At 71.1% G+C, this 17,957-nt stretch carries 15 protein-coding genes; 4 read left to right on the top strand and 11 right to left on the bottom strand.

Annotated features, from left to right (window positions below; translation table 11 throughout):
• Positions 1–216: hypothetical protein (locus OO70_RS56400; protein WP_234337096.1), on the top strand; the 216-nt coding region annotated here is incomplete at its 5' end.
• 93 nt (positions 217–309) lie between these two features.
• Here OO70_RS56400 and OO70_RS45955 read toward each other — a convergent pair.
• Positions 310–1,317 carry a stage II sporulation protein M gene (locus OO70_RS45955; protein ID WP_043686114.1) on the bottom strand — a complete coding sequence of 336 codons (1,008 nt, stop codon included), beginning with the start codon at positions 1,315–1,317 and terminating at the stop codon, positions 310–312.
• A 128-nt stretch (positions 1,318–1,445) separates the two neighbouring features.
• Between OO70_RS45955 and OO70_RS45950 the strand changes: the two genes are divergently transcribed.
• Positions 1,446–2,477, top strand: a complete 1,032-nt coding sequence (locus OO70_RS45950; RefSeq protein ID WP_199827534.1) for an RDD family protein — start codon at positions 1,446–1,448, stop codon at positions 2,475–2,477.
• 57 nt (positions 2,478–2,534) lie between these two features.
• Here OO70_RS45950 and OO70_RS45945 read toward each other — a convergent pair whose 3' ends face one another.
• Positions 2,535–3,149: a hypothetical protein gene (locus OO70_RS45945; protein ID WP_043686113.1), complete on the bottom strand. Its 615-nt coding sequence runs from the start codon at positions 3,147–3,149 to the stop codon at positions 2,535–2,537.
• A 159-nt stretch (positions 3,150–3,308) separates the two neighbouring features.
• Positions 3,309–4,766: an adenosylhomocysteinase gene (gene ahcY / locus OO70_RS45940; protein WP_043686111.1), complete on the bottom strand. Its 1,458-nt coding sequence runs from the start codon at positions 4,764–4,766 to the stop codon at positions 3,309–3,311.
• A gap of 428 nt (positions 4,767–5,194) precedes the next feature.
• On the opposite strand from ahcY, the gene lepB reads away from it, so the two are divergent.
• The gene (lepB, locus tag OO70_RS45935) at positions 5,195–5,881 is read left to right on the top strand and encodes a signal peptidase I (protein WP_234337095.1); all 687 of its coding nucleotides are present in this window, start codon (positions 5,195–5,197) and stop codon (positions 5,879–5,881) included.
• 14 nt (positions 5,882–5,895) lie between these two features.
• Here the strand turns inward: lepB and OO70_RS45930 are convergent, their stop codons facing one another.
• The 6 genes from OO70_RS45930 to OO70_RS45910 all read right to left on the bottom strand — a co-directional run bounded on the left by OO70_RS45930 (position 5,896) and on the right by OO70_RS45910 (position 11,899).
• Complete coding sequence (locus OO70_RS45930; RefSeq protein WP_043686109.1) at positions 5,896–6,876, bottom strand: cation diffusion facilitator family transporter; 981 nt, start codon at positions 6,874–6,876, stop codon at positions 5,896–5,898.
• A 146-nt stretch (positions 6,877–7,022) separates the two neighbouring features.
• Complete coding sequence (gene manA / locus OO70_RS45925) at positions 7,023–8,174, bottom strand: mannose-6-phosphate isomerase, class I (protein ID WP_043686107.1); 1,152 nt, start codon at positions 8,172–8,174, stop codon at positions 7,023–7,025.
• Positions 8,175–8,283: 109 nt separating this feature from the next.
• Positions 8,284–9,411, bottom strand: a complete 1,128-nt coding sequence (locus OO70_RS45920) for an SIS domain-containing protein (protein ID WP_043686104.1) — start codon at positions 9,409–9,411, stop codon at positions 8,284–8,286.
• A 31-nt stretch (positions 9,412–9,442) separates the two neighbouring features.
• Positions 9,443–9,613 carry a Trm112 family protein gene (locus OO70_RS53250; protein ID WP_019072213.1) on the bottom strand — a complete coding sequence of 57 codons (171 nt, stop codon included), beginning with the start codon at positions 9,611–9,613 and terminating at the stop codon, positions 9,443–9,445.
• A gap of 303 nt (positions 9,614–9,916) precedes the next feature.
• Positions 9,917–11,281, bottom strand: coding sequence for a phosphomannomutase/phosphoglucomutase (locus OO70_RS45915; protein WP_043686098.1), 1,365 nt, complete (start codon positions 11,279–11,281; stop codon positions 9,917–9,919).
• 186 nt (positions 11,282–11,467) lie between these two features.
• Positions 11,468–11,899 carry a DUF3499 domain-containing protein gene (locus OO70_RS45910; protein ID WP_078651832.1) on the bottom strand — a complete coding sequence of 144 codons (432 nt, stop codon included), beginning with the start codon at positions 11,897–11,899 and terminating at the stop codon, positions 11,468–11,470.
• Positions 11,900–12,178: 279 nt separating this feature from the next.
• On the opposite strand from OO70_RS45910, the gene OO70_RS45905 reads away from it, so the two are divergent.
• Positions 12,179–12,628: a metallopeptidase family protein gene (locus OO70_RS45905; protein ID WP_078651827.1), complete on the top strand. Its 450-nt coding sequence runs from the start codon at positions 12,179–12,181 to the stop codon at positions 12,626–12,628.
• Between the two features lie 28 nt (positions 12,629–12,656).
• Here OO70_RS45905 and OO70_RS45900 read toward each other — a convergent pair whose 3' ends face one another.
• Together OO70_RS45900 and OO70_RS45895 are read right to left on the bottom strand one after the other, a co-directional pair.
• The gene (locus tag OO70_RS45900) at positions 12,657–14,147 is read right to left on the bottom strand and encodes a DUF5719 family protein (protein WP_043686091.1); all 1,491 of its coding nucleotides are present in this window, start codon (positions 14,145–14,147) and stop codon (positions 12,657–12,659) included.
• Positions 14,144–17,863 (bottom strand): glycosyltransferase, encoded by a 3,720-nt coding sequence (locus tag OO70_RS45895; RefSeq protein ID WP_078651826.1) that lies wholly within the window; start codon positions 17,861–17,863, stop codon positions 14,144–14,146. The genes OO70_RS45900 and OO70_RS45895 overlap by 4 nt, the downstream gene beginning before the upstream one ends.
• Positions 17,864–17,957: the final 94 nt, after the last annotated feature.

Genomic DNA, 17,957 nt, shown 5'->3' with positions numbered 1-17,957 from the left:
CTCTATCAGACCGTTTCCGGTTCCGATTTCCTCGGTGCTTTCCAGGTTTCCGCTTCCGCGTTTCCCTTTCCGGCGGTTCCGACTTTATCAGAAGTTCTGGACCGGACTGACCGGCCGCTCTTTTCCGATTCATCGGGAGTGTGGCTTCTTGGAAATCGAAGTTTCCAGAAGCAGACAGACACTCACTGTCGCCGACCGGACCAGATCCAGTTCTAGGCAACTGTTCGAATCTACCTCCCCAACCGGTCCGTGTCAACGGCTCCTGTGGGGCGAAGAGGAGACTAGCAGCTCAGCAGGAGCGACCGCACATCAGGCGGCCGTGGGCACAGTCGAGCTGCGTTCGGCCGCCTCGACATCGCCCGTCTCACCGGCGCGTACGGCACGACCGCCCAGGACGTAGACGTACGTCAGGAAGGCTCCTTCGGCGACGATGCCGATGCCGATGCGGGCCCAGGTGGGGAGGCCCGAGGGGGTGACGAAGCCTTCGATGGCGCCGGAGACGAACAGCACCAGGGCCAGGCCGATCGACATGCCCACAGCGGCTCGGCCCTCTTCGGCCAGGGCCGTGCGGCGCGAGCGCGGGCCGGGGTCGATGAGGGTCCAGCCGAGGCGCATCCCGGTGCCGGCCGCGACGAAGACCGCCGTGAGTTCGAGCAGGCCGTGCGGGAGGACCAGGCCGAGGAACGTGTCGAGCCGGCCTGCCGACGACATCAGGCCGATGCCGACACCGAGGTTCAGCATGTTCTCGAACAGAATCCAGAGGACCGGTAGGCCCAGGAAGACGCCGAGGACCAGGCACATCGCGGCGGCCTGGGCATTGTTCGTCCAGACCTGTGCCGCGAAGGCCGCCGCCGGGTGGCTGGAGTAGTAGGTCTCGTATTCGCCACCGGGGCGGGTGAGTTGGCGCAGTTGGCTCGGGGCCGCGATGGAGGACTGCACTTCGGGGTGGGTGCCTATCCACCAGCCAAGGAGGACCGCGACCACGGTCGACAGCAGTGCGGTGGGGACCCACCAGTGGCGTGCTCTGTAGACCGCGGCCGGAAAACTATGTCCCAGGAAACGCGTGACATCGCGCCATGAGGCCCGACGGGTTCCTGTCACCGCACTACGCGCGCGTGCCACGAGTTGGCTGAGCCGTCCGGTGAGCTGAGGATCCGGGGCGCTGGACTGGATCAGGGAGAGATGAGTGGCCGTGCGCTGGTACAAGGCGACGAGTTCGTCGGCCTCGGCGCCATTGAGGCGACGCTGGCGGCGGAGCAGCGCGTCGAGGCGGTCCCACTCGGATCGGTGGGCCGAGACGAAGACGTCGAGGTCCATCTGGTTGCCTGCTCCTCGGCTGCTCGTCGACTACTGGTTCGGGATCAGCTTGTCGTACTGGGGCGCGATGTGCCCTCAGCTTGGCAGACTGGCTGTTCCAGGGGCAGGGCAGGGGAAGGACGGCAGGCGTGAGTGAGCTGGTGACGGGCGAGGCGGTGGCGCTGGAGTTGCGCCCCGCGAGACTGCCCAGCAGGGCGCTGGCGGTGTTGCTCGATCTGATCGTGGCCGTAGCCGCCTATACCGGCGTGACCGTGGTGCTGATCTTGTCCACGGCCTCTTTGGACGATGCGGCACAGATCGCGCTGTCGATCGCTGCCTTCGTGCTGGTGCTGGTGGGCGGGCCCATAGCGGTGGAGACGCTGAGCCATGGGCGATCGCTCGGGAAGCTGGCGTTCGGGCTGCGCGTGGTGCGGGACGACGGCGGGCCGATCCGGTTCCGGCACGCGCTGGTGCGCGGTGCGATAGGTGTGATCGAGATCCAGATGACGTTCGGGGTCGTCGCGTGTATCGCCTCGCTCGTCTCGGCTCGCGGTCGGCGGCTCGGGGATGTGTTCGCCGGCACTCTGGTCGTCCGGGAAAGGGTGCCCGCCGGGCAGACGGCCTTCGTGCCTCCCCCGCCGATGTGGCTGACGGGACGTTTCGCCGAGCTCGATCTGTCGGCCGTTCCGGACGGGCTGTGGCTGGCCATCCGGCAGTACCTGACGCGGATGCAGCAGTTGGATCCGCAGGTCGGCTGGGCGATGGCCGAGCGGCTCGCCACGGATCTCGCAGCTCGTACGGGTGCCCCGGCGCCGCAGGGTGTTCCGCCGGCCGCGTATCTGGCTGCGGTGGTGCAGGAGCGGCAGGCACGGGATGTGCGGCGGGCCTTCGGAAACGGTGCGGCCGGGGGTGCACCGGTCGGCGGGTTCAGGCCTGGGGCGGGCGTGCCGGGCGCCTTCGGCAACTCGGCGCTCCAGCCGTCGCCGGCGCCTCAGCAGCCTTTTGGCTCCGGTCCCGCGCCTGCGCCTGCTTCTTGGCCGACCGCCGCCACTCCCCCTCCGCACACACGGGCCGAACCGGTCGCGCCCAGTGCCCAGACACCTGCTCCCCAGCCTCCAGTGCCGCAGAACCCGTCGCCGGCCGAGGCCCGGCCCTCCACCGGGTTCGCGCCGCCCGCCTGACCCTGCCGTAACCAGACCGCATTGCCCTGCCCCGGCAACGGCCCGCAACGCGGCCGCTCAGCCGAAGACGGACGGTGGCGACTCCAGCTCCTCCAGCTCGATGCCGGGCGCCGCGAGCACGACGTCTCCGGCGACGTGTACGGCGTGCTGTTCGCCCGTGTCCAGGGCTGTGACCTGGTATTCGTCCACGGGCAGGGGGCCGTTGTCAGTGCCGTGTGTTTCTCTTTTCAGCAAGGCCCAGGACTGGTCCACGGTGCGCGGAGCGAGGACCGGGTCCGTGAAGGTGACCAGGCGGACGCGGGTCGCTGCGGAGGAAGGGGTGAGGCGCAGGAGACGGGTGGTGGCGATGAGGAACGCGGGGGAGGTGCCGGTGAAGGCGTGGGCGCTGACATTGCCTTCGGTGGCATCGGTGCCGGTGGGGTCGGTGCGGACCCAGGTGACGCCGTCGAGGGCGGCACCGCGCACCTGCCAGCTCGCCGCGTGGAGTTCCAGACGGATGGGGCGGCCGAGTTCGTCGAGGGTGAGGTCGACGGAGCCACTGTGCTCACCGGAGGGGGTGGTGAGTTGGGAGACATAACGCCAGCCGGACGGGCCGGGGGCGCACTGGAAGTGTTCTGCTGCGAGGGGGGTGTGATCGTGCGGATCGTGGAGCGAATATCGGCCGCGGGGCATCGGGGTCCTGGGTCTTGACGGGCCGGTCCGGCCAAAGGAACCAAAGGGGCAGGCCCCCGCCACGGGGGTGCGGGGGCCTGCCTCGGAGGATCTGTTGGTGAGTCCTGCCGCTGGGCCGCGTCAGTGCACGGACGCGGTCCAGCGGGCGGGGTCGTCGGCTCAGTAGCGGTACTGGTCCGACTTGTACGGGCCCTCGACCTCGACACCGATGTACGCGGCCTGCTCGGGGCGGAGCGTGGTCAGCTTCACGCCGAGCGCGTCCAGGTGGAGGCGGGCGACCTTCTCGTCGAGGTGCTTGGGCAGCACGTAGACGTCGGTCGGGTACTCCTCGGGCTTGGTGAACAGCTCGATCTGGGCCAGGGTCTGGTCCGCGAAGGAGTTGGACATCACGAACGAGGGGTGGCCGGTGGCGTTGCCCAGGTTCAGCAGGCGGCCCTCGGACAGCACGATGAGGACCTTGCCGTCGGGGAACTTCCAGGTGTGGACCTGCGGCTTGACCTCGTCCTTGACGATGCCCGGGATCTGGGCGAGGCCGGCCATGTCGATCTCGTTGTCGAAGTGACCGATGTTGCCGACGATCGCCTGGTGCTTCATCTTGGCCATGTCCGCGGCCATGATGATGTCCTTGTTGCCGGTCGTGGTGACGAAGATGTCGGCCTTGTCGATGACCTCGTCCAGCGTCGTGACCTGGTAGCCGTCCATCGCCGCCTGCAGTGCGCAGATCGGGTCGATCTCGGTGATGATCACGCGGGCGCCCTGTCCGCGCAGGGACTCCGCGCAGCCCTTGCCCACGTCGCCGTAGCCGCAGACGACCGCGGTCTTGCCGCCGATGAGGACGTCGGTGGCGCGGTTGATGCCGTCGATCAGGGAGTGGCGGCAGCCGTACTTGTTGTCGAACTTCGACTTGGTGACGGCGTCGTTCACGTTGATCGCCGGGAACAGGAGGGTGCCGTCGCGGTGCATCTCGTAGAGACGGTGCACGCCGGTCGTGGTCTCCTCGGTCACGCCGCGGATGTCCGAGGCGAGCTGGGTCCACTTCTGCGAGCCGTCGCTGATGGTGCGCTGGAGGACCTGGAGGACGACGCGGTGCTCGTCGGACTCGGCGGTGTCGAGGGAGGGGACCTTGCCGTCCTTCTCGTACTCGACGCCCTTGTGGACGAGCATGGTGGCGTCGCCGCCGTCGTCCAGGATCATGTTCGGGCCGCCGGTGGGGGTGTTCGGCCAGGTCAGCGCCTGCTCCGTGCACCACCAGTACTCCTCCAGGGTCTCGCCCTTCCAGGCGAAGACCGGGATGCCCTGCGGGTTCTCGGGCGTGCCGTTCGGGCCCACCGCGATGGCGGCGGCCGCGTGGTCCTGGGTGGAGAAGATGTTGCAGGACACCCAGCGGACCTCGGCGCCCAGGGCGACCAGGGTCTCGATGAGGACGGCGGTCTGCACGGTCATGTGCAGCGAGCCCATGATGCGGGCGCCGGCCAGCGGCTGGCTGGCGGCGAACTCCCGGCGGATCGACATCAGGCCGGGCATCTCGTGCTCGGCGAGGGTGATCTCCTTGCGGCCGAACTCGGCCAGGGAGAGATCGGCGACCTTGAAGTCCTGTCGGTTGTCGACAGTCGTCATTGCGAGGTACTCCTCGGGGTTGGGGCGAGGTGGGTACGGCTGGTCTGCGCGGCGGCGGACACAGGAGTGCCCGAAGGAGGGCACGGCAATGCCCCCGTACGCGCAGCGCAGTCCGTCGGAGGCCCTCTCTCCCTCGGTCGGTCCGCGGTGGGACCGCCCGACCGCCATCAGCAGCGACGTCTGGCTCCGTCCCAAGCTACACCGGTAGGCGCGGCCGCCCCAGTCCGCTCCGGACAGATCCAGCCGAACTCCGGCGCGCGCCCGGTGTCGGAACGGGTTTCCGGCATCGGATGTCGCGGGATGCGCGGAGGTCAGGAGCCTCTGATCGGTCTCGCGGGACGCTCCGCTGAGCGAGATCGGTCGGCCGATTCGAGCCCGCACAGTCCGTTCACAGACACCCGCTACCCTCTGCGCCGCGGAAGTGCCGCATGGGAAGGGAAACGATGTCGGGCAAGGGGCGGGGACTCGGGATAACGGCCGTCGTAGTGGGGCTGTCGGGGGTGGTGCTGGCGCTCGGCTCCCTCGTGTACGCGGGGAACTCGTACGGGAGTTCCAGCATCAGCAGCCAGAGCATGTCACCGACGTACAAGCCGGGCGACCGGATCATCTTCGAGAAGGTCGACGGCAGTGAGGTGCACCGCGGTGACGTCGTCTTGTTCTCGGCGCCGGACCGCTACGGGTTCAGCGCGAATGTGATGCAGCGGGTCGTCGGGGTGGGCGGTGACCGTGTGGTGTGCTGCACGGGTTCGGGCACGGACGCGCGGATCACCGTGAACGGAAAGCCGCTGGCGGAGCCGTACGTCAACCAGGGTGATGTCGACGGCCTGCACAAGACGTACGACGTGAAGGTCCCGACGGGGCGACTGTTCCTGCTCGGCGACAACCGGGCGAACTCGAGGGACTCGCGTTTCTTCGCGAGCGACCACGACAGGACAGTGGCCGATTCCGCCGTACGGGGCCGGGTGACCGACGACCGTAAGGTCCCCATCGCCTTCGGAACGGCTGCCATCGGCGGGGTCATCCTCGCCCTGGTCGGTGTCGGCCTGGGCATCGCAGCGTTCGTACGACGACGGAGGACGGCGCCGGTGGCGCCGTGGCCCGTGCGGCAGGTCTAGCGGGGGCTGCGAACTCAGTGCTCGGCGGGGTGTTGGGCCGGGCCTCCGGGGGTCGCCTCCCGGTCCGGGCCCTTGGTGGCCTCGGACTCGCTGTAGATGTCGGGTTCGAGGTAGATCACGCGGGCGATCGGGACGGCTTCGCGGATGCGGGACTCGGCCGCGTTGATCGCCGTGGCGACCTCGGCGGCCGTGTCGTCGTGCTGGACGGCGATCTTGGCGGCGACGAGCAGTTCCTCGGGGCCGAGGTGGAGGGTGCGCATGTGGATGATGCCGGTGACCGTGTGGCCGTCGACGATGGCGGCCTCGATCTTCTTGACGTCCTCGATGCCGGCGGACTCACCGAGCAGCAGCGACTTGGTCTCGGCGGCCAGGACCAGGGCGATCAGGATGAGCAGGATGCCGATGCAGAGGGTGCCGATGCCGTCCCAGATGCCGTCGCCGGTGAGCAGGGCCATGCCGACGCCGCCGAGGGCGAGGACCAGGCCGATGAGCGCGCCGAAGTCCTCCAGGAGGACCACCGGCAGCTCGGGGGCCTTGGCGCGGCGGATGAACTGCGACCAGGAGTGCGTGCCGCGCAGTTCGTTCGACTCCTTGATGGCCGTACGGAACGAGAAGCCCTCGGCGATGATCGCGAACACGAGGACGCCCACCGGCCAGTACCAGTGCTCGATGTCGTGGGGGTGCTTGATCTTCTCGTAGCCCTCGTAGACGGCGAACATGCCGCCGACCGAGAAGAGGACGATGGAGACGAGGAAGGCGTAGATGTAGCGCTCGCGGCCGTAGCCGAAGGGGTGCTGGGGGGTGGCCTCGCGCTGGGCCTTCTTGCCGCCGATCAGGAGCAGGGCCTGGTTGCCGGAGTCGGCTAGGGAGTGGACGCCCTCGGCGAGCATCGAGGACGAGCCGCTGAAGGCGAACGCGACGAACTTCGATGCCGCGATCGCGAGGTTGGCGCCGAGTGCCGCCACGATCGCCCTGGTGCCGCCTGACGCGCTCATGTGTTCGCGGTGTCCCTTCGCCTTCGTACGTCTACGCGGGACGTGTGCCCCGGATCGGCCGTCCGACCGTCTTTGCCCGTCCTTTGCCGGTGGGCCATTCTTGCAGCCCTGCCCGGCGACGGCTCGTCAGGTATCCACAAGCCCGGTCATACGATCACAGTGGCCCGGAAGACCGTGCCGACTCCGGACACCTCGGCCTTGTCTCCGGCCGGGACGAAGACCGACTGGCCGGGAGCCAGTTCGAACTCGCCCGCCCGCACCGAACCGGCCGTGCAGAGCAGGATCTGCGGGGTGTCCAGGGTGAGGTCGTGGGCGCCGGCGCCCTCCGGGAGGACGTACCGGGACAGCCGGAACTCGTCGATGGGGGTCTCGTAGACCTCCTCGCCGTCGGGGGACGCCTCCGGGCGCAGTACTCCCGGGTCGCTCGCCTCGAAGTTGACGATGCGCAGGAGTTCGGGGACGTCGACGTGCTTCGGCGTGAGTCCGCAGCGCAGGACGTTGTCGGAGTTGGCCATGATCTCGACGCCGAGGCCGTCGAGGTAGGCGTGCGGGATGCCGGCGCCGAGGAACAGTGCCTCGCCGGGCTGGAGGCGGACGTAGTTCAGGAGCATCGCCGCGATGACGCCCGGGTCGCCGGGGTAGTGGTGGGCGATGTCGGCGTAGGGGGCGTAGTCGCCGCCGAGGCGGGTGCAGGCGGTCGCCGCCGCGGTGACCGTGTGGCGCATCTCCTCGGGGTCGGCGGTGAGGATCGCCGTGAGGACCTCGCGCAGGGCGGCTTCCTCGGGGTGCGCGTGCAGGAGGTCGACGTACGGCTTCAGGGAGTCGACGCCGATGCCGGCCAGCAGGTCAGCGGCTTGCAGCGGGTCGCGGAAGCCGCACAGGCCGTCGAACTCCGTGAGCGCGCAGATCAGTTCGGGCTTGTGGTTGGCGTCCTTGTAGTTGCGGTGCGGGGCGTCCACAGGGATGCCCCGGCGCTCCTCGTCGGCGTAACCCTCCTTGGCCTGCTCCAGGTTGGGGTGCACCTGGAGGGAGAGCGGGGCGCCGGCGGCGAGGATCTTCAGGAGGAAGGGCAGCCGCGGGCCGAACTTCGCGACCGCCTTCTCGCCCAACTCCCGCTCCGGAGCCGCCTCGATGACCTCGACGAGCGTCCCGCGCGCGGTGCGCGAGGGTGCCCCCGGGTGCGCGCCCATCCACATCTCCGCCTGCGGCTCGCCGCTCGGCTCCACGCCGAGCAGCTTGGGGATGGCGGTGGTGGAACCCCAGGCGTAGGGGCGGACGGTGTTGTCGAGGCGGTCCATGTGGCTCTCTACCGGTTCTCTCTGCGTACGACCCGAGGACGACCTGGGTACGACGTGGCTTCGCGCCCCGTACGACGGTGTACGGCGGCTCAGGGCTTCGACGACAAGATCAGGCGCCCGAGGCGAGCGCCAGGTAAACGGCGGCGAAATCCGTCATGGCGATCAGCTCCGCGAGGGTCTCCAACTCGCCGCCCTCCTCGGGCTCCAGCTCGCTGATCGGCGTGTCGTGGCTGAGGGCCAGGTCACGGGCGGTCGGAGCGGCTGTGAGACCGCCGATCGGACGGTCCCGGAGCAGCACCACGCGTGCGTGCAGCGCGGGTGCCTCGTCGATGCGGTCGCGGAAGAAGTCGTCGGGGTCGGCTCCGGCGGCGAGCGGGCCGGCCAGCAGCGCGTTGTGCTCGGCGAGCGCCTCGGGCAGTTCGGAGACGAGCGCGGGGCGGCCGGCCAACTCCGCGAGCGCGGCGGCGAACCGACGTCCCGCCGGGCCCGCGGACGTGCCCTCCGTCCAGATCACCGGGAGCGAGTCGGCGAGTTCGGCGGCCAGGGTCTTCGCGGGATTGCTGTACGTCGCGACGGCGGGCCCGCAGCGCTCGGCGACCTGGTCGAGGCGGTCGGCGACCTTCTCCAGGGCCTCCGGCGGCGCACTGAGCAGCCCGGTGCGGTCCAGGATCGCGAGCAGCGGTGTGAGCAGCGCCCAGAGGACTCCGGGGGCGGAGGCGGCGAGGGGCTCGTCGTGCTCATACGGTGCCGTCGCCATCGGTACGAAGAGTCCGTGCGCGCCGTCCACCGCCTCGGTGAGCGGGCTGCGGGACGGGGCTACGGCGACGACGGTGCAGCCGCGGCGGTAGGCCTGCTCGGCGAGCAGGGAGAGGCCGGGTTCGGTGCCGTCCGGGGTGGTGATCAGCAGCAGGTCCACGGAGCCTGCCCAGCCCGGGAGTTCCCAGCGGAGGGCGCCGGCCGCAGGGGCGACGCCGGTGGGTGCCAGGCGGGTGACGGGGCTGCTGGCGCCGGCGAGCCTGCCGAGCAGGTCGGCGACGCAGGTCGCGGCGGCACCGGGGCCCGCGATCAGGATGGCGCGGGGACGGCCGTCCGGTTTCAGGTCGTTGACGCCTGCCTCGGCGGCGTGCCGGGCGGCCGTGCGCACCCGGGCGCCGGCTTCGGCGGCACCGCGGAGCAGGGCTCGGCGGTCGGCCTCGGTCAGCGCGTCCGGGGAGTCGAGCAGCGATTCGTCGAGCATGGGCGGCGGCCTCCGATCGCGTCGTCGTCGGTTACGCGGGGTGGCGGGCCTCGTCGACGAGGAGTACGGGGATGCCGTCCCGGACGGGGTAGGCCAGTCCGCAGTCCTCGCCGGTGCAGATCAGCTCGGTGTCCTGCTCCTTGAGGGGGGCGTGGCAGGCCGGGCAGGCCAGGATCTCCAGGAGGCCGGCTTCGAGCGGCATGGGGTGTCCCTCCAGGGCGAATGTCTACGACGGTGCGTGCGGATGTGCCTGGTCAGGTTACCGCCGGTGGGGAGTGCTTGCCGGGGTTGGGGCCGACGTACCTGGGGGCTGCGCCCCCAGACCCCCGCTTCGGCCTGAACGGCCTCGTCCTCAAGCGCCGGACGGGCTGAAAATACCGGCCGGCGTCGGAAAGGCGCGCCCCCTCCGGGCGGGTGGGGGTTCGGGACGGTGAACTCGGCCTCAGACGCCGGACGCGCTGCATCTACCGACCGGCATCGAGAATCACCGCCGGCCGGAGCACCGTCACCCCCTGATGATCCCCAGCACCTCGTCCCGCATCTTCGTCATCGTCGCCTCGTCCCGCGCCTCCGCGTTCAGCCGCAGCAGCGGTTCCGTGTTGGACGGGCGGACGTTGAACCACCAGTCGGTGGAGGAAACGGTGAGGCCGTCGAGTTCGTCGAGAGTCAGGTCGGCCTGGTTCTCGTACGCCGCGCGGATCGCCGCGAGGCGGGCCTGCTGGTCGTCGACCGTGGAGTTGATCTCGCCGGAGCCCACGTAGCGGTCGTACTGGGCCACGAGGGCCGAGAGGGGGCCGTCCTGGCCGCCCAGCGCGGCGAGGACGTGGAGGGCGGCCAGCATGCCCGTGTCGGCGTTCCAGAAGTCCTTGAAGTAGTAGTGCGCGGAGTGCTCGCCGCCGAAGATCGCGCCGGCCTTCGCCATCTCGGCCTTGATGAAGGAGTGGCCCACGCGTGTGCGTACCGGTGTGCCGCCGTTCTCCTTGACGACCTCCGGGACGGACCAGGAGGTGATCAGGTTGTGGATGATCACGCCCTTGCCGCCGTTCCTCGCCAGCTCGCGGGAGGCCACCAGGGCGGTGATCGCGGACGGGGAGACCGGGTCGCCGTTCTCGTCGACCACGAAGCAGCGGTCGGCGTCGCCGTCGAAGGCGATGCCGAGGTCGGCGGACTCCTCGCGGACGCGTGCCTGGAGGTCGACGATGTTGGCCGGGTCGAGGGGGTTGGCCTCGTGGTTCGGGAAGGTGCCGTCCAGTTCGAAGTACATCGGCACCAGCGTGAGCGGCAGGCCGGCGAACACGGTCGGGACGGTGTGGCCGCCCATGCCGTTGCCCGCGTCGACGACGACCTTCAGGGGGCGGATGGAGGTCAGGTCGACGAGGCCGCGGAGGTGCGCCGCGTAGTCCTCCAACGTGTCCCGCTGGGTGATCGTTCCCGTCGGTCCGGAGACCTCCGGGGCGCCCGAGTCCAGCCAGGACTCGACGAGTTGGCGGATCTCGGCGAGGCCGGTGTCCTGGCCGACGGGGGCCGCGCCCGCCCGGCACATCTTGATGCCGTTGTATTTCGCCGGGTTGTGCGAGGCCGTGAACATGGCGCCGGGGAGGTCGAACGCGCCCGACGCGTAGTACAGCTGGTCCGTGGAGCACAGGCCGATCTCGGTCACGTCGACGCCGCGTGCCGCCGCCCCGCGTGCGAAGGCGGCGGACAGGCCGGGGGACGAGGGGCGCATGTCGTGTCCGGTCACGATCGCGCTCGCGCCGGTCACCTGGACGAAGGCCGCTCCGAACAGCTCGGCCAGCGACTCGTCCCACTGGTCCGGGACGACGCCCCGTACGTCGTACGCCTTCACGAGCTGTGACAGATCAGCAGACACGGCCGTCCCTCCGGAAAGTCCTGTTGGTCGCCCCAAAGCTACCCGCCCGCACCGACAGCGCGACGTGCGGTAACTGAGCCGTCCACAGACTCTTACCTGGGCTCAGGGCAACGCTCTGCGCAGCAAGTGCATCTCGGGGGACGCGGTCACCGTGGGATCGTTGAACGAACTCGCGGACGGGCGCTGTCAGTTGTCCGGTGAGCGCAGTACCCGCAGATGGCCCCGGCGTGCGACCTCCATCGGGTCCGCCGTGCGGGCGCCGCCTCCGCCGCCGGCCTCGGCCGCGCGCTCCCGGGGGCGGGCCGCCTCGCGTACGGCGTTGGCGAGTGCTTCCAGGTCGTCGCCGCTCGGGCGGGCGGGCGCGGAGCTGTCGAGCAGCCGGACGACCTCCCAGCCGCGGGGTGCGGTGAGGCGCTCGGAGTGCTCGGCGCACAGGTCGTAGCAGTGGGGTTCGGCGTAGGTGGCGAGCGGGCCGAGGACCGCGGTCGAGTCGGCGTAGACGTACGTCAGCGTCGCGACGGCGGGGCGGCCGCAAGCGGTGCGCGAACAGCGACGTACAGGGCTCACGACGTTGGACGGTACCGCACTCTTGAGCGGGCCGCGACGACTCTCCCCCAGGTCACTCCACCGTGTCGGGCTGTGAAACGCCCCACACACACCTCCAGCAACACGCCGCTGACCTGCACGGACACCCCTTCCCGGGATATCGAACAGGGTCGGACCCGGTCACCACTCGGCACAAACACCGTCAATTGCCTTGAGAGCGACGGTCCTGGAGACATACGGAATCGAGCCCAACCTTGGCCGGAATGGTCATCCGGCGACATGGCGTGCGGAGGGCCGGACGGCGAGTGGAGTCGGACGGCCGGACCCGGCGGGGACTACGCTTCACCAGTGATGGACACCCCCGTACCGCCCCCTGCCGCCGGACCCGGGCCCCGCCGCCGCGATCGCCACGGCCGGGGCATGCGCGGCCCGATCGCACCGCCGCAGGTTCCGCTCGCCGCGAGCCGCGCGGACGCGTTCGCCGATCTGGTGCAGGACTCCGTGGAGCGCCTGGAGCGACGCTGGCCGCAGCTGTCCGACATCGATTTCCTCGTCCTCGAAGTCCCTCGACTGGGTGGTGCGGGCGAGGGCTGGAACGACGAATCGGTGCCCCTGGGGGGCACGATCGCCGCCCGTGAGGGGCACCCCGCGCGCGTGGTCATCTATCGGCGGCCGGTGGAGATCCGCACGAAGGGGCGCGACGAACGGGCCGCCCTGGTCCACGAGATCGTCGTGGAACAGGTCGCCGAACTGCTGGGGCTCACCCCGGAGACGGTCGATCCGCGCTACGGGGAGGACTGACCTCCCCACGCGCGCGTGCCCCCGACTGCTACTTCTTCTGCAGGACCGACAGGTCCTCGTCCGTCTGCGGCACCGACACCGTTCCCCGGTCGTCGGGCAGTGTCTGGATCGTGAAGCCCGGTACGCCCTCCTCGGTCGCCGACAGGGTCCGGGCCGCGTACACCGGGCCGCCCGACTGCGGTTCGACCGTCAGCGCGTATGTGCCCTTCAGGCCGCCGGGGACCGGGAGTTCGACGTCCTCGGTGGTGCCGGCCTTGATCGTGTACGTCTTCGAGACCGGCGTACCGCCGCCGCTGCCCGCGGACGCGGTGACCTTGACCGTGGCGGTGCGGGTGGGCGCGACCAGGGACAGCGTGGAGCCCTTGCCGCTGTTGTCGGCGGACGTCGCGCGCGTGCCGACCGGGCTGGTCGCCGGGATGAACGCCGTCTCCTGCTTGCTGCCCTTGCCCCGTACGACCTTGAGAGCCGCGACGACCGGTACGGACTGGTCGGTCGGCGTCAGCACCAGGGAGCCGGGGTCGCCGCGTGTGACATCGCCCAGGTCGACGGCTGTCGTCATGCCCGCCTTCACGTGCACGGTCTCGTGCCCGGCCGGCGTGATCATCCCTGTGGGTGAGGAAAGACGCACCTTCAGGTCGGCGTCCGAGTCGCCCGGCGTGAAGGCGATCAGCCGCACGGAGGTGGCGTCCTTCGGGATGCCCGGCATGACCAGGCTGCCCGCCGGGTCGGTGGACGCGGCCAGCCAGTCGCCGCCGAGCTTGGCGTCGAGGGCCTGCACGGACGCTCCGACCCGGCCGCTGCGCACGGTCACGTGCACGGTCAGGTCGGTCTGCTGGTCCTCGGTGAGCGTGGACAGCAGGATCGGCTCGCTGGCGTGCGGCTCAACGGTGATGCCCTCCCCCACCGTCGACTTGAGGTCGCCGTCCTTGCCGTAGAGGTCGATGTCGACGACGGCGGCGGAGTCGTCCGGGTTGGTGAGGTGCACGTAGTCGGTGCGGTCGGCGGAGGTGCTGGCGCCCGGGAACCAGAACTCGGTGTCCGGAGCGGTGCAGTTGACGCCCTGGAGGCCGCGTCCGTTGCCCGCGGCGACCTCGGTGGTCTCCTGGACGGTCCAGCCGGGCGCGTACTTGCCCTCGGCGGTGCCGAGCAGCGCGGGCGAGTCGGCGCCGGAGCTGTCGCCGGTGGCCGGGGTGCCGGGGTCCTTGGGTTCCAGGACGGGCTTGGCGGGCTTCTTCTTGCTGCTCGTGCCGTCGCCGGACTCCTCGGTGGCGGACTGGAGCGCGGCCTTGCCGCTGCTTCCCGTGCCCGTCGTGACGGGCGTGAAGGACGTGTACGACGTGTCGGCGAGGTCGGAGGTGCTGGGTGCCGGACAGAGCAGGCTGGTGCGCTCCACGGGCAGCTGGGCGGCCGCCTTGGCGGTGTCGGCGCCGGACGCGGCCGGGGCCTTCATCTCGGCGAACCCGGTGACGGCGGCGAGCGCGGCCACGCCGGCGAGGAAGGACAGGGTGGTGCGGTTCACTGCTGGCTCCCGTCGGGGCGCTCATTGCCGTGCGGAGGCTGCTGGGCCGGGTCGTACGTCGGGTCGTAGGCGGGGTCGTAGTTCGGGTCGTAGCCCTGGTTCTGCCCCTGGTTCTGGTCGTAGCCCTGGTCGTACGTCGGGTCGTAGGCCGGTGTCGGGGGCTGGCCTCCGTAGGCGTACGGGTCGTACTGGCCGCCCTGGTAGGGGTCCGCCTGGTACGACTGGTCGTAAGTGCCCGCCTGGTACTGCTCGTTGGCCTGGTACTGCTCGCCGCCGTAGGTGTTGTACTCGGCGCCCGCGTAGCTCGCCGCGTCCCACTCTCCGTAGGACTGCTGCTGCGGGATCGCGGCGGCGACCTCCTCCTCCACAGGAGGAGGGGTGTTGGTGGCGAACGCGTCGAACTGCCCGGTGTCCGCGGTCTCGTCGGTCTGGTCGGTGGACTCGGCCTCCGCCTGGGCGCGCAGGCGGCGGGCGCGGCGGCCCTCGCCCGCGACCGCCTGGGCCGGGATCAGCTCCTCCTCGGGGAGGTCGTCGTCGACGTCACGGCGGCGGCCCGGCAGGGCGAGCACGACGAGGACGAGGGCGAGCGCGCCCTGGGTCCACAGCCAGGCGGTGTGGCCGATCGGGTCGTCGTAGGTGACGTCCAACGTGCCGCCGGTGGCGGGGAGTTGGAAGCCCTGGGCCCAGCCGTCGACCGTGGTGCGGGTCAGCGGCTTGCCGTCCAGGGTGGCTGTCCAGCCCGCGGCGGCGGTGTCGGCGAGGCGCAGGACGCGGCCGGTGGCGCCGGACGGGATCGTGGTGTGGATGTCGACGGGTCCGGCGGCGACGGGCTTCGGGGTGGCGGAACCGGTGACGATGGCCGCGCGGGAGACCTCCTCGTCCACCCGCCACAGGGCGCTGCCGTCGGCCTGGCTGAGGCGGCTGAGGCCCGGGGTGGCGTCCAGGACGCGGCTGACCTCGCGGGGCGCGCCCTTGTGGACGAGGACGTAGCGCACGGCGAAGCCGCCGAGTTCGTCGGCCTGGTCGGCGCCGGAACCGGCGACGAGGTTGGCGACGACCTTGTCGAGCTTGGTGTTCTCGCCGTCCGTCGCGGCGAACTCGCCGTCGCCCATGCGGGCGCCGGAGCCGCGCACCAGCATGTAGCCGACGTGGGCTGTGGAGTCGCTGTCGAGGACGAGGGTGCGGGCCTGGTCCTGGGTGCCGCTCTCCTCGGCGACGAACGCGGGCACCTGGGTCGGGTCGCGGCGCTCCAGGGGGCCGTCGGCGCCGCGGATCATCCAGCCGGCGGCGACGAGCAGCGGGCCCGCGGCCGAGGCGAAGGCGATCAGCACGGCCACCGGCTGGCGCCAGCCGAAGCTCTGCTCGGCCACACGCGCGCGTGCCCCGTCGGCGCCGAGCGCGGCGGCGGCGAGGAGGGCGAGGCCGTAGACGAGGGTCGCGGGACCCGCCCAGGTGGAGCTGTTGGACAGGACGGCGAAGACGAGGCCGATCAGGGCGACGCCCCAGGCGGTCCAGATGCCGAAGGTGCGCTCGCTGCGCAGCAGGGCGGCCAGTGCGGCCAGCACGATGCCGATGAGCATCAGGCCGCTGACCGTGCCGGGGCCACCGGGGCTGGCGCCGAGCAGGTCGAGGGCGGACGCGGCCCCGGAGCCGTACTCCAGGCCGGCCTGCTGGAAGAAGCCGAACGGGAGGAGCGTCAGGGACCAGGGCGCCAGGATCAGCAGCGGGGTGCCGAACTGGGCCAGGAAGCGCAGTCCGTAGGCGGTGATGTCGCCCCGGCGCACGGCCAGGAGTGCGATGCCGAGGATCAGCGCGATGGGCCAGATGATCGGCGTGAAGGCCGTGGTGATCGTCAGGAGCAGGGCGTACGCCCAGGTGGCGCGCCAGCTGCCGCGGGTCCCGGAGGCGTGCGTCAGGCCGGCGGCCGCGATGCCCGCGCGGGCCATCAGCGGGAGCAGCACGGCGAGCACGGCGGTGCCGATGCGGCCGCCCGCGAGGGCGCCGGTGGCGGCGGGCAGGAAGGCGTAGACGACGGCCGCCCAGGCGCGCAGCAGGCGCGACTCGACGAGCGGGCGGGACGCGAAGTAGGCGGTGAAGCCGGCCAGCGGGACGGAGGCGACCAGCAGGACCGTGACCGCGATGCCGGTCGAGCCGAAGAGCAGCGAGGAGAGCATCGCGATGAGCGCGAGGTACGGCGGCGCGGACGGGGTGCCGCCCGCGCCCACCGGGTGCCAGGAGTCCAGGAAGCGGGACCACAGTTCGCTCGAGTCGCCCGGGGCGGGCAGCATCGCGCCGCCGCTGAGCGCGCCGCTGCCGAGCAGGTCGCGGCAGGCGACGAGGGAGACGAGCAGTAGCACCAGGAACAGCACCGGGCCCGGCTTGCGGGCGATGCGCTTCACGCGCGCGAACTGCTCGATCTCCAGGAAGTCCGCGTCGTCGCCACCGGGTCCGGACTCGACGGCGCCGCCGTGCCGGCCGGCTCCGGAGGTGATCTCGGGGTCGGAGGTGTCGACGAAGCTGGCGGCGGCCTGTTCCAGGGTGGCCCGCACGGTCGCGCCCGGTGGCGGGAACAAGGGCCGCAGTTCGGCCTTGTCGATCTGCGCGCCGCTTCGCCTGCGCCGTCCGGCGAGGATCCGCTCGGGGCGCAACAGGGTCCCCAGGAGGCCGCGGATCTCGTCGAGGGCCTGTCCGGGGACCTTGCCGACGAGGTTGGCGACGGTCCGCAGCAGGGTGCCGACGACGACCCTGAAGAGGACCCAGGGCAGCACGGCCGTACGGCTGTTGACGAGCAGGGTGTAGACGGCGCCGGCCTTGTCGACCTTGTGCGGGGAGGCGACGGTGCGGCCCGCGCAGTCGACCGCGCGGCGCTCGCGGGAGGCCGCCTCGGCATGCCGTACGACCGCCTCGGGGGCGACCAGGACGCGGTGGCCGGCCGCGGTGGCGCGCCAGCACAGGTCGACGTCGTCCCGCATCAGGGGCAGCCGGCGGTCGAAGCCGCCGAGTTCGTCGAAGATGTCGCGCCGGATCAGCATGCCGGCGGTGGACACGGACAGCACGGGCCGTACGTGGTCGTGCTGACCCTGGTCCTGTTCGCGGCGGTCGAGTCCGGTCCAGCGGCGCCCGGAGTGGGCGATGGTGACGCCGACCTCCAGGAGCTGCCGCCGGTCGTACCAGCCGCGCAGCTTGGGGCCTACGACGGCCACGTCCTCGCGGCCCAGTTCGTACTCCTGGTCCACCACCCGCAGCAGTTGCGCCAGGGCGTCCGGCTCCGGGGCGGAGTCGTCGTGCAGCAGCCACAGCCACTGGACGGGCTCGCCGTGCGGGAGTTCGGGCATGTCGTAGGCGTCGTCGCGCCACGTGCGCGTGACGGGGTCCCAGCCGCTGGGGCGCTTCAGGTACGGCAGGTCGTCCGGGGTCAGCAGGGGCGCGGTGCGGTTGGCCTCCTCGACGGCCTGGCCGAAGCCGGTGCGGCGGGCGAGGTGGAGCACGCGGTCCGCGCCGAGGGCGTCGGTCACGAGCTGGGCGGAGTCGTCCGCGCTGCCGGTGTCGGCGGCCATGACGCTCTGCACGGGGCGCTCCTGGCCGAGCAGCCCGGCGAGCGCGTCGGGCAGCCAGCGGGCGCCGTCGTGGGAGACGAGCACCGCGGTCACCACGTGACGCGGGAACTCAGGAGTGGCAGCGTCGTGTTGGGCTGCCGTGTGGCTGTGCACGGACATCGAGGTACGGGCCCCGGTTCGATGGACTGCGGTGGACGCCTGCGTCCCGAGGGGACTGCGGTACGTCTCGGACGAGCGCCCACACTATCGGCTG

The organism is Streptomyces xylophagus (genome assembly GCF_000716435.1).
Taxonomy (GTDB): Bacteria; Actinomycetota; Actinomycetes; order Streptomycetales; family Streptomycetaceae; genus Streptomyces; species Streptomyces xylophagus.
Note: the sequence above shows the minus strand (reverse complement) of the source record. Positions and strands in the feature narration are given on the sequence as shown.

Excerpts from the sequence above, each read along its gene's own strand:
- OO70_RS45955 (WP_043686114.1), bottom strand. The coding sequence starts at position 1,317 with ATGGACCTCGACGTCTTCGTCTCGGCCCACCGATCCGAGTGGGACCGC.
- OO70_RS45945 (WP_043686113.1), bottom strand. The coding sequence starts at position 3,149 with ATGCCCCGCGGCCGATATTCGCTCCACGATCCGCACGATCACACCCCC.
- ahcY (WP_043686111.1), bottom strand. The coding sequence starts at position 4,766 with ATGACGACTGTCGACAACCGACAGGACTTCAAGGTCGCCGATCTCTCC.
- lepB (WP_234337095.1), top strand. The coding sequence starts at position 5,195 with ATGGGAAGGGAAACGATGTCGGGCAAGGGGCGGGGACTCGGGATAACG.
- OO70_RS45930 (WP_043686109.1), bottom strand. The coding sequence starts at position 6,876 with ATGAGCGCGTCAGGCGGCACCAGGGCGATCGTGGCGGCACTCGGCGCC.
- manA (WP_043686107.1), bottom strand. The coding sequence starts at position 8,174 with ATGGACCGCCTCGACAACACCGTCCGCCCCTACGCCTGGGGTTCCACC.
- OO70_RS45920 (WP_043686104.1), bottom strand. The coding sequence starts at position 9,411 with ATGCTCGACGAATCGCTGCTCGACTCCCCGGACGCGCTGACCGAGGCC.
- OO70_RS53250 (WP_019072213.1), bottom strand. The coding sequence starts at position 9,613 with ATGCCGCTCGAAGCCGGCCTCCTGGAGATCCTGGCCTGCCCGGCCTGC.
- OO70_RS45905 (WP_078651827.1), top strand. The coding sequence starts at position 12,179 with ATGGACACCCCCGTACCGCCCCCTGCCGCCGGACCCGGGCCCCGCCGC.
- OO70_RS45895 (WP_078651826.1), bottom strand. The coding sequence starts at position 17,863 with ATGTCCGTGCACAGCCACACGGCAGCCCAACACGACGCTGCCACTCCT.